Here is a 14,860-nt window from a genome sequence, read left to right as displayed (position 1 = left end):
TGAGTCTATGAATAAAACAGTAGTTGTTGCAATCGGCGGAAATGCCATCACACAGAATAACCAGAAGGGCACTCTGGAAGAGCAGTTTGCCAATGTGGCAAAAGTCTGCGATTCCATCATCAATCTGATCGAAAGCGGGTACAGAGTAGTGCTGACTCACGGAAACGGGCCTCAGGTGGGGAATCTTCTGATTAAAAACGAGGCGGGAAAACTGATCGTTCCAGAACATACGCTGGATGTATGCGGAGCAGAGACGTCAGGAAGCATCGGATACATTATCGAGCAGTCTCTGCAGAACCGCCTGGTAGAGAGGCATATTGACAGAAAGGTGGCTACAGTCATTACAGAGACAGTAGTCGATCAGGACGACGAGGCATTTCATCACCCGACAAAGCCCATTGGCCCGTTTTTTACGGAAGAAGAAAGCGCATTTCTGGAAAAAGAAAAAGGATATAAAATGATTGAGGACAGCGGAAGAGGATACCGCAGAGTGGTGCCTTCTCCAAAACCTCTGGAAATCGTTGAAAAAGACGTAATCAAGACATTGAGCGACGCCGGATATGTGGTGATCTGCGCAGGCGGCGGCGGAATTCCGGTCATCTATGAGAACGGTAAGCTGAAAGGAATCGAAGCCGTAGTGGACAAGGACAGGGCGTCTTCCCTTCTGGCGGAAAAAATTGAAGCGGACTATCTGATGATTTTGACAGGAGTTGAGAAGGTGGCCGTCAATTACGGAAAACCGGATATGAGGGAGCTGGATGTGCTGACCCTTGCAGAAGCGGACCGGTATATGGCGGAAGGGCAGTTTCCTCCGGGAAGTATGGGGCCAAAGGTGGAGTCTGCCTGTGATTTTATTAAACATAGCAAAGGGCGCTTTGCATGTGCGATCATTACTTCTCTCGATAAGATGGAAGCCGCTATGGATGGCGAAACAGGAACGAGAATTGTTCTCGAAGATATTCGTTCATGACTATATGAGGTTGTTGGGAAATGGCAGTGACATGCCATGGAACAGCAGCCTTTTTTTCTGCGCTTTTAAGCAGAAACGTGATCTTACGATACGATAAAATGCAAAAATGTATTATAAATATGCATATAATAGCTGAACCATGCAGCCGGAAAGCCGGCGCCCCTGCTTAATCCAAAAAATGCCGAAAAAAAAGAAACGTCCGCTTGTGATATTGATTTGTTATGAAAAAAATGGAGAAAAAATCGTTTTATAAACGGACTTAACACCTGCGTCTGCACAGGCTTTCCGCAGCCCGGATTGCCCGCATAAAATAAAATTACAGGAAGATATTGCATTTTATTCAGATATGCTGTATAATTATGAAAATTTATTTTGTTGATGACTGAGAAAGATGTCTGTAAAGTCAAAGGGGAGAAAAATATGAAAGTTGGAATTATCGGTGCTACGGGATATGCAGGAGAGGAGCTTGTAAGGCTGCTGCTCCAGAGGGAAGACACAAAAATCGTATGGTATGGATCGAAAAGTTATGTGGGACAGAAATATGCCGCAGTTTATCCGAATATGTTCCAATTCGTACCTGATTTCTGCAGAGAAGACGACATGGAACAGCTGGCTGAAGAAGCAGATGTGATTTTTACGGCAACGCCACAGGGACTGTGTGCTTCGCTTGTCAGTGAAGAAATCCTGTCAAAGACTAAAATAATCGATTTGAGCGCAGATTACAGAATCAAGGATGTGGAAATCTATGAACAGTGGTATAAAATAAAGCATGCATCGCCTCAGTTTATCAAAGAGGCTGTTTACGGGCTTCCGGAAATCAACAGGGAAGATGTAAAGAAGGCCAGACTGATCGCAAATCCGGGCTGTTATCCTACATGTTCCTTCCTGACCGTATATCCTATGGTGAAAGAAGGGATTATCGATGAAAACACTCTGATTATCGATGCCAAGTCCGGCACATCCGGAGCGGGCAGAGGTGCAAAGGTCGACAACCTTTACTGTGAAGTGAATGAAAATATGAAGGCTTACGGAGTGGCCTCCCATAGACATACGCCGGAGATCGAAGAACAGCTTTCCTATGTGGCAGGAAAGAACGTAACGATCAGTTTTACGCCTCATCTCGTTCCGATGAACAGAGGAATTCTGGTAACCGCTTATGCTTCCCTTAAAAAAGATGTATCGGAAAAGGATGTAAGAGATATCTATGAAGCATATTATGGCAGTGAATATTTTGTAAGAGTTCTGGAGGACGGTATGGTTCCTCAGACGAGGTTTGTGGAAGGCAGCAATTTTGCAGATGTGAATTTTAAACTGGACCGGCGTACAGACAGAATCGTGATGATGGGCGCAATTGATAATTTAGTGAAAGGTGCGGCAGGCCAGGCAGTCCAGAATATGAATCTGATGTTTGGACTTCCGGAAAATACGGGTCTGAAGCAGATACCGATGTTCCCGTAAGGGAAAAGAAAAAGAGAGGTGGCTTTTATGGCAGGGACGGCAGACGTAACGATCCGGCAGATGACAATTGAAGATTACGATGAGGTATATACATTGTGGAAGGAAACGAAAGGCTTTGGAATCCGGTCTGTAGATGATTCCAGAGAAGGTGTGGAACGGTTTCTGAGACGGAATCCTCTGACCAGCGTTGTAGCTGTCTGTGGAGGCAGGATTATCGGAGACGTACTCTGCGGCCATGACGGACGCCAGGGGAGCTTTTATCATGTGTGTGTCCATGAAAAATACAGGAAACGCGGGATTGGGTCAGGAATGGTAAAATATGCCATGGAAGCTTTAAAACAGGAAGGAATCAATAAAATTACCCTGATCGCATTTAAGAACAACATGGTCGGAAATGATTTCTGGAAAGAAATTGGATGGAATTTCCGGTCCGACGTGAATTATTATGACGCAGTGCTGAATGAAGGAAACAGGGTGGAATTTATCGCATAATCATACAGACATATCATTCCGTATATGTGCGGGAGGATCAAGGAGGAAAACGGATGAAGAGGATAGAAGGCGGCGTTACGGCCGCAAAGGGATTCGCAGCGGCTTCGACGGCGGCAGGAATCAAGTATGAAGGCAGGCAGGATATGGCTCTGATATACAGCAAGGAACCGTGCAGGTCAGCCGGTACGTTTACGACGAATCTTGTAAAGGCAGCTCCTGTGAAATGGGATCAGGCGCAGGTGAACGGCAAAGCAGCGGCACATGCCGTAGTGGTGAATGCAGGGATTGCCAATGCGTGTACGGGGCAGGAAGGTATGGAGTATTGCGGTGCCACGGCAGAGGCGGCAGCAGAAGCGCTGGGCATTCCCAAAGAAAGTGTGCTGGTAGCGTCTACGGGAGTCATCGGTATGCAGCTTCCTATAGACAGGATCGCAGCCGGCGTAAAGGCCATGGCGCCGCAGCTTTCTGAGGCTGTTGAGAGCGGAACGAAGGCGGCAAAGGCTATCATGACAACGGATACAAAAAAGAAGGAAGCCGCCGTGCAGATAACAATCGGAAAAAAGACGGTTACGATCGGCGGCATGTGTAAAGGTTCCGGAATGATCCATCCCAATATGTGCACCATGCTCAGTTTTCTGACTACTGACGCTGCAATCAGCAAGGAACTTCTCATGGAAGCGCTGAAAGAAGATATCAAGGATACATACAATATGATTTCCGTAGATGGGGACACATCGACGAATGACACCGTTCTTCTGCTCGCCAACGGAATGGCAGGGAATGAAGAAATCACCGAAAGAAATGAAGACTATGAGGAATTCTGCAGGGCGCTTCGCTGTGTAAACGAAACGCTGGCAAAGAAAATTGCGGGAGACGGAGAGGGCTGTACGGCTCTTTTTGAAGTGAAGATCAAGGGTGCGTCCGATAAGGAGCAGGCGGTAAAACTGGCAAAATCGGTAATCACTTCCAGCCTTACAAAGGCGGCGATCTTCGGCCACGATGCCAACTGGGGACGGATTCTATGTGCTATGGGTTATTCAGGAGCAATGTTCGATCCGGATCAGGTAGACCTGTTCTTTGAAAGTAGGGCGGGAAAGATGAAGATTATAGAAAACGGCGTAGCTCTTGACTACAGTGAAGAAGAAGCGACGAAGATCCTTTCAGAACCGGAGGTTACGGCAATCGCAGATGTGAAAATGGGAACAGGTGAAGCAACGGCCTGGGGCTGCGATCTGACATTCGATTACGTCAAAATCAACGCGGATTACCGCTCATAAGAAAGAGGAGGAATAATTATGAATCTGGATCCGTCCATTATGCAGAAAGCGGAAGTGCTGATCGAAGCCCTTCCGTACATACAGAGGTTTAACAGGAAAATAATCGTCGTGAAGTACGGCGGAAGCGCCATGCTGGATGAAGAGCTGAAAAAGCGGGTGATTCAGGATGTGGTGCTCCTGAAACTGACTGGATTTAAGCCGATCATCGTTCACGGCGGAGGAAAGGAAATCAGCCGTTGGATCAACAAAGTGGGCATGGAGCCTAAATTTGTGAACGGACTCAGAGTAACGGATGAAGCCACTATGGAGATTGCAGAGATGGTTCTGAACAAGGTTAATAAGAGTCTTGTTCAGATGGTCAATGAACTGGGTATAAGGGCGGTTGGAATCAGCGGTAAAGACGGCATGATGCTCAAATGTGAGAAGAAATATTCAGGCGGCGAGGACATCGGATTTGTGGGAAATATTAAAGAAGTAAATCCTAAAATCATCTATGATCTGCTGGAGAAGGATTTCCTGCCGATCATATGTCCCGTGGGCTGCGATGACCATCTGACCAGTTACAATGTAAATGCGGACGACGCAGCGTGTGCGATCGCTTCTGCCGTACAGGCTGAAAAACTGGCTTTCCTGACGGATGTAGAGGGGGTTTACCGGGACTTTGAAGACAAGAGTTCCCTGATTTCCGAAATCACGGCTGATGAAGCCCAGGAGTTCGTATCGGGAGGCGGAATCGGAGGCGGAATGCTACCGAAGCTGCAGAACTGCATCGATGCCATTCGGAGCGGCGTATCCAGAGTGCATATTCTGGACGGAAGAATTCCGCACTGCCTGCTGCTGGAAATCTTTACGAATAAAGGAATCGGCACGGCAATCATTAACTCCAGAGAGGAGAAATTCTATCATGAATCATAAACAGCAGATTATCGATGAGGCAGAGAATACATTTTATAAGACATATAACCGTTTCCCGGTCGTATTCGACCACGGTAAGGGCGTTCATCTGTATGACAGCGAGGGGCAGGAATATCTGGACTTCGGAGCGGGGATTGCCGTCATGGGCCTTGGCTATGACGATGAGGAGTTTAAAACAGCGCTGAAAGACCAGATCGACAAGCTTCTTCACGTGTCCAATCTCTTTTATAACCAGCCGTCTGTGGAAGCAGGAGAAAAGCTTCTGAAGGCTTCCGGTATGGAAAAGGTATTCTTTACAAACAGCGGTACGGAGGCGATTGAAGGCGCAATGAAGATCGCCATCCGCCATGCGTATAATAAAACAGGAAACCATGAGCATGAAATCATCGCCATGAAGAATTCGTTCCATGGACGCAGTTTGGGAGCCCTGTCCGTCACCGGAAATGACCACTACCAGGAGCCGTTTAAGCCACTGATACCAGGCATCAGATTTGCCGAATTTAACAATCTGGAGAGCGTAAAGGCCTTGGTCAATGAAAAGACGTGCGCAGTCCTTATGGAAACGATTCAGGGAGAAGGCGGTATATATCCGGCTTCGGAAGAATTTATAAAAGGTGTGAAAAAGATATGCGATGACAACGGAATCCTGCTCATGCTGGATGAAATCCAGTGTGGTATGGGCAGAAGCGGAAAGATGTTCGCATGGCAGTGGTACGGAGTGAAGCCGGACGTGATTACGGTGGCGAAAGCTTTGGGAAACGGCGTTCCAATCGGTGCATTCCTCGCACGCGGGGAGGCTGCAAAAGCCATGGTACCCGGTGATCACGGCACGACATACGGAGGCAACCCGTTTGTGACAGCGGCGGCGTCCAAGGTACTGGATCTGTTCGAAAAGAGAAATATTCCAGAACATGCAGCGGCGATGGGAGAGTATCTTCATGAAAAGCTCAAGGCGCTAAAAGGAGAATGCAGCGTAATAAAAGAATGTCGCGGAAAAGGGCTGATGCAGGGGATTGAACTGACCGTTCCTGCTGCGCCTGTGGTAAATAACGCGCTGTTAGAGCAGAAGCTGGTACTGATCAGTGCAGGCAGCCATGTAATACGGTTTGTGCCGCCGCTGGTTATCGAAAAAGCAGATGTGGATGAGATGATTCTGCGATTGAAAGAGGCGCTGAACGCAGGCGCAGAATAAGCGAAACCGATTATGAAAAGAGTGCTGTAAATGCAGAAAAAACGCAGCCTCTGCACCTGATTGTGTGACATGGCAGAGACATGCCGCAAAATCGGGTGCAGAGACTGCGTTATTTTCGCTTAAAAGTATTGGCAGTTTACAGCCCTTCAGTGATTGTGACGGAAGGTACCGATCTGCATTCGCCCACAGGCTGTCCTGCGGGTTTCCCCACCTGTACCGGGGGAATGAATTCCGTTTTGACCGGTTCTTTCTCGAGAGGAGTGACGGTATGCGGTTTTTCAACCGGCTTTTTTTCAAAAAACTGACTGGAAGAACAGGCGCTGCGGTCTATGATCCTGCAGCCGCCTCTTTTCTCTGGAATGGTTTCAGAAGTTTCCCTGTCCAGTTTCCTGTGCAGTACACACTCTGCAGTACGGTAAGCGAGCATAAACAGAAAAAGGGGTAGCGTAATATACCAAAATCCTGATTTCTTTATATCGATTGTGTGATTTTTGCTTTTGTAAAAAGAACGATTGCCGGAACGATAACGCATAAGAGCCTCCTTTTAACCTTCTTTTTATGATGGGCTCATGAGAGCCTTCATGACATAGGAATAGATTTCCTGGTTTTTCGCCTTCCACTGGCTGCACATGGCTTCAGCCTGTTCTTTATCCGGTACGGCCAGATTCAGTTCAATCAGGCTTTCCTTGCCTTCCCGCACCTCACAGTGAACGATGTAATCCTGGCCGGTGGATTTATAGAAATCCGCGATTGTGCTGGCCTCATTGCGGAGGCGGAAACGGTTCTCCTTCAGATACTGATCCATGTCGTCGATAATGGCAGGGGATATCTTTTTGCAGAAAAATCCCAGAGTGTCCTCGCCTTCCTTTGTAATCTCATAGCGGGTGCTGTTGTGAAGAGATTCCATGCGGATCAGACCGGCCTCCAGAAGCTCGTTCAATGCCTGCTGGAGAGTAAAGTAAGTCGTGTACTCTTTTTCCAGAAAGAAATTGGTGAGCTGTCCGTTGGTCAGCGGGAAATTTACCTGCTTTAGCATATAAAGATTCATTAATTTGTATAGTGTAATCGGTTCTGATAGCATAACATACCCCGTCAACGATTGAAATGTGGTTTTTCAGATATCTGAAATAATAGGATTCATTGCATACGCCAGAGAACGAAGCGCCTTGCAGGGGCCTCCGGCAAAAGAGAGCTTCAGCCGGATCATCTGCAGACAGGAACGATCAGATGTGTTCCTTGACAGCACGGCTGACAACGTCGGCTACACGCGGATCGAAAGCCTCCGGCAGAATATTGTTTTCATTTAAGTCACAGTCGTCTACGAGCCCGGCAATTGCTGAAGCGGCAGCCAGTTTCATCTCTTCGGTGATCGCGGAGGCACGTCCCTCCAGAGCGCCTTTGAAGATTCCGGGGAATACGACAACGTTGTTGACCTGGTTTGGAAAATCGGAACGACCTGTGCCAACGACCTTTGCACCTGCGGCCTTTGCCAGATCAGGCATAATTTCCGGAACGGGGTTGGCCATGGCAAACAGAATGGCATCCTTGTTCATGGAAGCGACCATCTTCTGGGTAACGATTCCGGGAGCAGAGACGCCCACAAAGATATCGGCGCCATGTAAGGCATCTGCCAGGCTTCCGTGATGGTGTTCCAGATTGGTGACATCCATCATTTTTTCCTGCATCCAGTTCAGCCCGTCCATACCCTTGCAGAGGATTCCTGCCCTGTCACACATGGTGATGTGGGGAAAGCCATAGGTGAGAAGCAGTTTTGTTATGGCAACACCTGCGCTTCCGGCGCCGTTGACAACGATTCTGCAATCTTCTTTTTTCTTTCCTGTCACTTTAAGGGCGTTGATGATGCCAGCCAGAACGACGATTGCTGTTCCGTGCTGGTCGTCGTGGAAGACCGGGATGTCCAGCAGTTCTTTCAGCCGCTCTTCGATCTCAAAGCAGCGGGGAGCTGAGATGTCCTCCAGATTGATCCCGCCAAAACCGGGGGCAAGATGAACCACGGTTTTAATGATTTCCTCCGTATCCTGAGTATCGAGACAGATGGGAACGGCATTCACGCCTCCGAATTCTTTAAATAAAACGGCCTTTCCCTCCATAACCGGCATGGCGGCTTTTGCTCCGATGTTGCCGAGGCCGAGTACGGCGCTTCCGTCAGAAACGACGGCGATGGTATTGGATTTCCATGTATAAGTATATACCTCTTCCGGATGTTCGGCAATGACCTTGCATGGTTCTGCTACGCCAGGTGTATAGGCGAGAGCCAGATCTTCCCGTGTTGTTACCTTTGCTTTGGAAATTGTTTCCAGTTTTCCCTGCCATTCTTTATGAAGAAGTAAAGCTTTATCACTGTTTGTCATGATTTTTCGTCCCTCTTTTGTCATTTTTCTTCTATCATAGCAAGTTTCCACTTTCAAATCAAGAAAAAATATGATAAAATGGCAGAGATAACGATCATTAGAACAGGTGATACTATGAGAGAAAGAATCAACCGGCTTGCCAAGGGAATTCTCGATATGGAGATTCCACAGTGCAGTCTCCGCCCGGATCTGATTGAAGAAACAATCGCCGCCGGCGGGACAGTGAAAGACGAATTTTATGTCCAGAGCGACAATCATTTAAATATAAAAGGTCTGGTGTATTCCTCCTGCGAGAGGGTCACCGTACTGAATCACGCATTTGGGGGGCTTCGCAACCGCATCGCCTATGAAGTGGATACCCGGTATCTTGAGAACGGCGACAGGATTGAGGGAGCTTTTTATCTTGTGACCAACAGCGGGGAAAAGAAAATCCCATATGCCTTTACGGTGGAAAAGGGGATTTCTGCGCAGATTCTGGAACAGTTAAAGGAGCCGGGAGACTTTGCCAAGGTGGCAAAGGAGGATATGGATCTGGCTATGCGCCTGTTTGAATACCAGGATTTTGTCCGTGCGCCGTTTATGCAGGATATCCGCGTAAGAGCCGTATATGACGGTCTGAAGGGCCACGGGGACAGGAAAAATCTGGTAGAAGAGTTTATGGTGGCTCTCGATATGAAGAAGCCGGCCGAACTGGAGATCAGGGAAGAGACCAGGGCGTATACAAAATGTGAAAATATGTTTGAAGATTCACTGACCATCCGGAAAAAGGGATGGGGATATGTGAATATAACCATAGATACGGACGGTGGATTTATCGACCTTCCGGTAACTAGCTTGACGGATGAAGATTTCGAAAATGGGACTTGCGTGCTGAAATACCGCATATGCCCGGAACGCATGCACAGAGGAAAGAATCTGGGCTGTATCTCCCTTAGAACGGTGCGGACGTCAGCGCGTATCGTCATCTCGGCCGAGGGAAGGGCAGAAGGGGAGACGTCGGAAGAGGTCAGCGTCCTGCGCCTCAGAGAGTTCCGCAATTATATGGAACTCCGTCTCGACTATGAAAGCGGGGTTTACGACGAGGGGACTTTGACGGATCAGATGCTGGGAGAGCTGGAGAAGCTGAAAGCCCAGTATGGGGATCATGAGATGGTTTCCCTTTTCACCGCAGAGGCATGGCTTATGAAAAACAGAGCGGACAAGGCAGAGCAGATTTTGTCCTGGTGCCGCGACCGCGTAGTGGCTTTTCGGCAGGAAAAGCCGGAGCTGTATTGCTTTTATCTGTATTTAAACGCCCTTGTACAGAAGAGGCCGGGTCAGAAAGAGGCCCTTGTGTCCCTGCTGCATCAGTACGTGGATGAATCAGAAGACCATCCCTACCTGTTTATTCTTTTGCTGCGCCTGGACGCACAGATGTATGACAATCCGGGAATGCTTCTGGAGAAGATGAGAAAGCTTTACGAAGCCGGCTGCTGCAGCCCGTTCCTCTATATGGAAGCATGCAGGCTTTTCAATGAAGAACCGGGATTTTTAAGATATATGGATCACTTCTTCCTCCATGCGCTTTATTTCGGAGCCAGAAGAAATCTGATCGGCGAGGAACTTGCGATACGGACGGCCATGGTGGCATCAGGGGCGAAATATTATCACAGGCTCTTTTACCGCCTGCTGACAATCCTGTATGAGAGTTTTGAGGAAAAGGAAATTCTTTCTGCCATCTGCTGTATGCTGATCAAAGGAGAAAAGCGTACACTGGAGGCGTTTGAGTGGTACGAGAGGGGACTTTCGGAAGGAATCAGTCTGACCAGGCTGTATGAATACTTTCTGTATTCCCTGCCGTCAGGATACGACCACCTGCTGCCCAAGGAAGTGCTCCTGTATTTTTCCTATGCAAAAGAGCTGGATATGCACACCAGATGCGTGCTTTACTGCAATATACTCCTGTATCTGAAAGCCGACAGCCCTATTTACAAGGAATATGAGAGAGAGATAGAACAGTTTGCCATGGAGCAGCTGTTTGAAGCCAGGATCGATGACAGGCTTGCAGTAATCTATGAACATATGATTTACCGGGACATGATTGATGTTCCGGTTGCCAAAGTGCTCCCCGCAATCCTGAAGTCATATAAAATTGAATGCCGGAATCCAAACATGAAATACGTCATTGTAAGGCAGGAGGAACTGGAGCGGGAAGACGCGTTTCTGCTCGTAGACGGCGTAGCTTTTGTTCCGCTGTTTTCCGGCCATCACGTCCTGATTTTCCAGGACAGCTTCGGTAACCGCTATTACAATGTACGAAGTATGAAAACAAGAGTCATGACGGAGCCGGAACTGGAGAAACGCTGTTTCGAGGTCTATCCGGAGCATTCTACACTGCAGCTGGAATCGTGCCGCAGGATTGCAGACCGGGGACCGGAGACGGAAGAAGAGATAGCAGAACTTAAAAATGTTCTGGACGGCTCGGAGCCGGGACAGCTTTACCGGAAAAAAATAATTTCGGGTATCATCGCCTATTATAGAAAAGAGGCGGAACGGAATGAAGAATGTGATGTCAGCTATCTGCTGAAGCTGCCGAAGGGACAGCTGGACAGCTCGGAGCGGATCGCGTTGTGCGAAACAATTATTATAAAAGGATATATGCAGGAAGCATATGATATGATTGCAGCATATGGATTGAGCGGCGTGAAGCCGGAATATCTGTACAGCATGTGCTGCCGCCTTGTTCTGCAGAGAATGTTCGACCAGGACGAACTCCTTCTCCACCTTTCTTTCCGTGTATTTCAGGATGGAAAAGCCGACAGTATTCTGCTGGATTACCTGTGTGAGCATTTCAACGGCACGACCGACAGCATGTATCACATTCTGGAAGACAGTGTAAAGCTGAGAGTGGAAACGTATGATCTGGAAGAGCGGCTTCTTGCACAGATGATGTTCACCTGCGAGACCGGCCACATGGACAGGGTGTTCGAACTGTATGTAGGGAAGCGGCGTGTCAGCGAAAGCCTGGTCAAGGCATTTTTTACCATGAAAAGTATGGAATTCTTTCTGAAGGACCAGCAGGCCAGCGGGGAGGTAATGGCCTATCTAGAAGGTGCGGTGAACAACAGTATGGAGCGGAACAAAATTCCGGTGATCTATCTGCTTGCTCTGACCAAGTACTATTCCACCGTGAAAAAGCTGGAATCAGATCAGAAAAAACTCTGCAGTTCCATGATGGAAACGCTTCTGGAAAACGGCATGGTATTTCCTTATATGAAGAATTTATCCAGACATATTCCCGTGCCTGAGGAAATCATGTCCAAAGTTATGATTGAATACAAGGGAAGAAAAAGTTCAAAGCCCGAACTTTTCCTGAGGGTTCTGCCGGAGGAAGAAGAATTCCACAGGGAAGACCTGCGACGTGTATACCAGGGGATTTTCGTAAGGCAGATGCTGCTGTTTGACGGGGAAGTTCTGGAGTATAAGATTTACGACATGGAAAATGGAAAACGGACCTGTATGAAGATGGGCAAAATCGACGTTACGGCTCTTGGAGACGATGACAGCCGCTTCAGCTGTCTGAATGAAATGGGCAAGTGTCTCGCGAAGAATGACGAGGAAGGCCTTAAAAATAAAATGAAGGAATATTTGGTAAAAACCGGAGCGCTGGAAGAACTGTTTCAGACAGTGTAATGCGGTTTGAAGGAGACTTGAAATGGATGGACTGGTGCTGGGCCTGGATTTGTGTGATACATATACGAAGGTCAGTTGTTTAGAAGAGGAAAAAATATGGACGGTTCCGACCGTAATCTGCAAGAAAAAGAATGAAGCGGAGTGGTTTATCGGCGAAGAAGCTTATGCCCATACTCTTACTGGGACGGGCACGCTTGTGGATAAACTGATCAGCCAGGTGCAGAAGGAAGGAACGGCGACGATAGACGGGACAAAATTTGAGGCGCAGCAGCTTTTGAAGCAGTTTTTGGGAGAGGTGCTCAGCCTTCCTGTCAGGGAGTATGGAACGGACAGAATTCTCAGCCTTGTTGTGTCAGTCCGGGACTTTAACATGAAGCTCATGCAGGCGGTTGTCAAGAGCGCAGCAGAACTGGGGATCCGGAAGAAGACGTCCATGTAATCAGCCACACGGAAAGCTTCGTCTATTATGTGCTGAGCCAGAAACGGGACGTATGGTCTACACAGGTGGGAATGTTTGACCTATCCGAGGAGAACCTGCGTTATTATGAAATGAAGGTACAACGAGGTCTTCGCAAAAACATGGTTGTGGCCGAATATGAAAAGCTGGAGGAAGGTTTTAATCTGGATATCCTGGAAAATGAATCAGGAGCGAGACTGGCAGATAAAATTCTTCTGTCATTCGGAGAACGGATGATGGGACGAAAACTGTATTCGGCAGTGTTTCTTTGTGGACAGGGCTTTGAAAAGCGGGAGTGGGCCGGAGAATTCATGCAGTTTGTATGCAGTAAAAGGCGTGTATTTCTGGAAACAGATATTTTTGTGAAGGGAGCGGCCTATAAAGCGGCTGATTATTTAAAAGACGCCACCTCCTTTCCCTATATCTGCATCTGCGAAGGCAGGCTGAAATCGACGGTTTCTGTCAGCGTACAGCAGAAAGAAAGAGAAAGCCAGCTGGTGATGGCGGCAGCTGGTGAAAGCTGGTATGAGGCAAAGTCGACCGTAGAACTTCTTACAGACGGTCAGGATTATGTGGAGTTTTTAATAACGCCTCTCGATCCGAAGAAAAAGAAAACGGTAAAAATTGAGCTGGAAGGATTTCCGAAACGGCCGGATAGAACCACTAGAATTCTGGTCAGCGTGGGATTTTTGGACGAACATACCATGTCGGTAGGAATTAAAGACAGGGGATTTGGCGAATTGTTTCCCGCCACGGACGCAGTTGTTAAACAAGAGGTTATGATATGAGTTTGATGCTTTGCAGGCAGGAGAATGCGGAACATCCGTTTTATCTGGATGTATTGGGAGTGAATATTTATACGTCCCAGGAGCTTTGTTATGTAATCTATCATCATCCGTTACTCGTATTGGATGATTTTGTGGATGACCATCTGATTGATTTCATCCGCGAAGAACTGAATATGGCAAACCTGGCCGGCCGCCTGGAAAAGTGGAAGAAAAGTGAAGAGAACCAGGATGAACTGCTCCTGATTATTCTTCAGGAATGCTTTTATTACAGGCCTTCCGAGGTTAACGATTTCCGCCAGCATATCGTCGGACTGAGAAAGAAGCATTCGGCGGAATACAGCAAACTGAGGGCGGATTATCTGTTTGGCTTGAGGCAGTATGGCAGGGCGGTTCCTATCTATGAGAAGTGTCTGGAATTTCCGAGGGACGGATACGTAAATGATGAGTTTCTGGGGAAAATCTGGTGCAATATGGGTTCCTGTTATGCCAGGATGTTCCAGTCGGAAAAGGCAGTCCGTGCTTTTGAGAAGGCTTATTACTATCTCAAAGATATTGCAGTGATTCAGAAGATGTACTATATGACCATTCTCAATCCTAAATTGTCGCTGAAGGAGAAATTCGGCGCAGCTGCTACTGCGGAGCAGAAGAAAGCGTGGGATGAGGAACTGGCAGGAGCCAGGGAACACGCCTCCCAGTCGGAGAGCGTGCAGAGTCTGGAAAGGCTTTTTGAAAAGGACCCGTTAAAGAGGACAAGCGGAGCAGCCAGGCTGATCCACCAGTGGAAGCAGGAATACAGAAATATGATCTAAAGAATGGAAGCGCCTTTCTTGAGGTAGTTGGAAGAGACGGGTATAAAACAAAAGGTTGTTGAAGAAATTCGGGATATGGCGCGGAAATATGATGCTAGTAAGGTGATTTTATTTGGCTCCCGCGCGTGAGGCGACTTAAAAAGACCAGCGATATTGATTTGGCAGTAGAGGGAGGGGATTTTGACCGTTTTGCATTAGATGTGGAAGAATTAACCTCAACTCTCCTGGAGTATGATATTGGCTTTAGAGAAAATCTACTTTGCAGAGTCCGGTTTGTCTTGACAAAAAAGGAAAAAGTCATTATGATATTGTGATATATAGATACCAGGGTCAAAAACCTTATGACCCCGACACCATATATAGAGAAAAGGCGAAGAAAAAGAGGAGTACGTCTGCAACCCTGTCAGAGAGGAAGGTCCATTGGCTGGAAGACATTCCAAGGAAGTGCATGCGGAAGG

Annotated in this window: 13 protein-coding genes and 1 other annotated feature (1 of these 14 cut by a window edge); of the genes, 10 read left to right on the top strand and 3 right to left on the bottom strand. The window is 47.6% G+C overall.

The features are described from left to right. Nucleotides 1–7 precede the first annotated feature (7 nt). From arcC to DXA13_RS15395, 6 genes are all read left to right on the top strand, one after another. Nucleotides 8–970: a carbamate kinase gene (gene arcC, locus DXA13_RS15425; RefSeq protein WP_118245725.1), complete on the top strand. Its 963-nt coding sequence runs from the start codon at nt 8–10 to the stop codon at nt 968–970. Between the two features lie 420 nt (nt 971–1,390). Further along, entirely contained in the window at nt 1,391–2,428 is a 1,038-nt protein-coding gene (gene argC / locus DXA13_RS15415) for an N-acetyl-gamma-glutamyl-phosphate reductase (RefSeq protein WP_118245721.1), read from the top strand. A gap of 27 nt (nt 2,429–2,455) precedes the next feature. Beyond that, nucleotides 2,456–2,920 (top strand): GNAT family N-acetyltransferase, encoded by a 465-nt coding sequence (locus DXA13_RS15410; RefSeq protein ID WP_118245719.1) that lies wholly within the window; start codon nt 2,456–2,458, stop codon nt 2,918–2,920. A 53-nt stretch (nt 2,921–2,973) separates the two neighbouring features. Beyond that, nucleotides 2,974–4,197 carry a bifunctional glutamate N-acetyltransferase/amino-acid acetyltransferase ArgJ gene (argJ, locus tag DXA13_RS15405; protein ID WP_118245716.1) on the top strand — a complete coding sequence of 408 codons (1,224 nt, stop codon included), beginning with the start codon at nt 2,974–2,976 and terminating at the stop codon, nt 4,195–4,197. Nucleotides 4,198–4,215: 18 nt separating this feature from the next. Next, complete coding sequence (gene argB, locus DXA13_RS15400) at nt 4,216–5,112, top strand: acetylglutamate kinase (protein ID WP_118245714.1); 897 nt, start codon at nt 4,216–4,218, stop codon at nt 5,110–5,112. Further along, nucleotides 5,102–6,304, top strand: a complete 1,203-nt coding sequence (locus tag DXA13_RS15395; protein WP_118245712.1) for an aspartate aminotransferase family protein — start codon at nt 5,102–5,104, stop codon at nt 6,302–6,304. The genes argB and DXA13_RS15395 overlap by 11 nt, the downstream gene beginning before the upstream one ends. A gap of 136 nt (nt 6,305–6,440) precedes the next feature. Here the strand turns inward: DXA13_RS15395 and DXA13_RS15390 are convergent, their stop codons facing one another. From DXA13_RS15390 to DXA13_RS15380, 3 genes are all read right to left on the bottom strand, one after another. Further along, nucleotides 6,441–6,836, bottom strand: a complete 396-nt coding sequence (locus DXA13_RS15390) for a hypothetical protein (RefSeq protein WP_118245710.1) — start codon at nt 6,834–6,836, stop codon at nt 6,441–6,443. A gap of 24 nt (nt 6,837–6,860) precedes the next feature. Beyond that, nucleotides 6,861–7,385: a DUF4364 family protein gene (locus tag DXA13_RS15385; RefSeq protein ID WP_118245708.1), complete on the bottom strand. Its 525-nt coding sequence runs from the start codon at nt 7,383–7,385 to the stop codon at nt 6,861–6,863. A 142-nt stretch (nt 7,386–7,527) separates the two neighbouring features. Then, complete coding sequence (locus DXA13_RS15380) at nt 7,528–8,676, bottom strand: NADP-dependent malic enzyme (RefSeq protein WP_118245706.1); 1,149 nt, start codon at nt 8,674–8,676, stop codon at nt 7,528–7,530. A gap of 114 nt (nt 8,677–8,790) precedes the next feature. Here DXA13_RS15380 and DXA13_RS15375 point away from each other — a divergent pair, with 114 nt between their 5' ends. Genes DXA13_RS15375 through DXA13_RS15365 form a run of 4 tightly spaced genes read left to right on the top strand, consistent with a single transcriptional unit; the run spans nt 8,791 to nt 14,402 of the window. After that, on the top strand, nt 8,791–12,348 hold the full coding sequence (locus tag DXA13_RS15375) for a DUF5717 family protein (RefSeq protein WP_118245703.1): 3,558 nt from the start codon (nt 8,791–8,793) through the stop codon (nt 12,346–12,348). A gap of 22 nt (nt 12,349–12,370) precedes the next feature. Beyond that, entirely contained in the window at nt 12,371–12,787 is a 417-nt protein-coding gene (locus DXA13_RS23230) for a hypothetical protein (RefSeq protein WP_347559885.1), read from the top strand. Nucleotides 12,788–12,816: 29 nt separating this feature from the next. Next, complete coding sequence (locus DXA13_RS23225; RefSeq protein WP_347559884.1) at nt 12,817–13,593, top strand: DUF5716 family protein; 777 nt, start codon at nt 12,817–12,819, stop codon at nt 13,591–13,593. Then, complete coding sequence (locus DXA13_RS15365; protein ID WP_118245701.1) at nt 13,590–14,402, top strand: hypothetical protein; 813 nt, start codon at nt 13,590–13,592, stop codon at nt 14,400–14,402. The genes DXA13_RS23225 and DXA13_RS15365 overlap by 4 nt, the downstream gene beginning before the upstream one ends. A gap of 364 nt (nt 14,403–14,766) precedes the next feature. After that, nucleotides 14,767–14,860: a binding site (T-box leader), on the top strand (it continues 183 nt past the right edge of the window).

Origin of the sequence: Clostridium sp. AM58-1XD, assembly GCF_003464085.1 — a bacterium.
Lineage (GTDB): Bacteria > Bacillota > Clostridia > Lachnospirales > Lachnospiraceae > Lachnoclostridium_A.
Note: the sequence above shows the minus strand (reverse complement) of the source record. Positions and strands in the feature narration are given on the sequence as shown.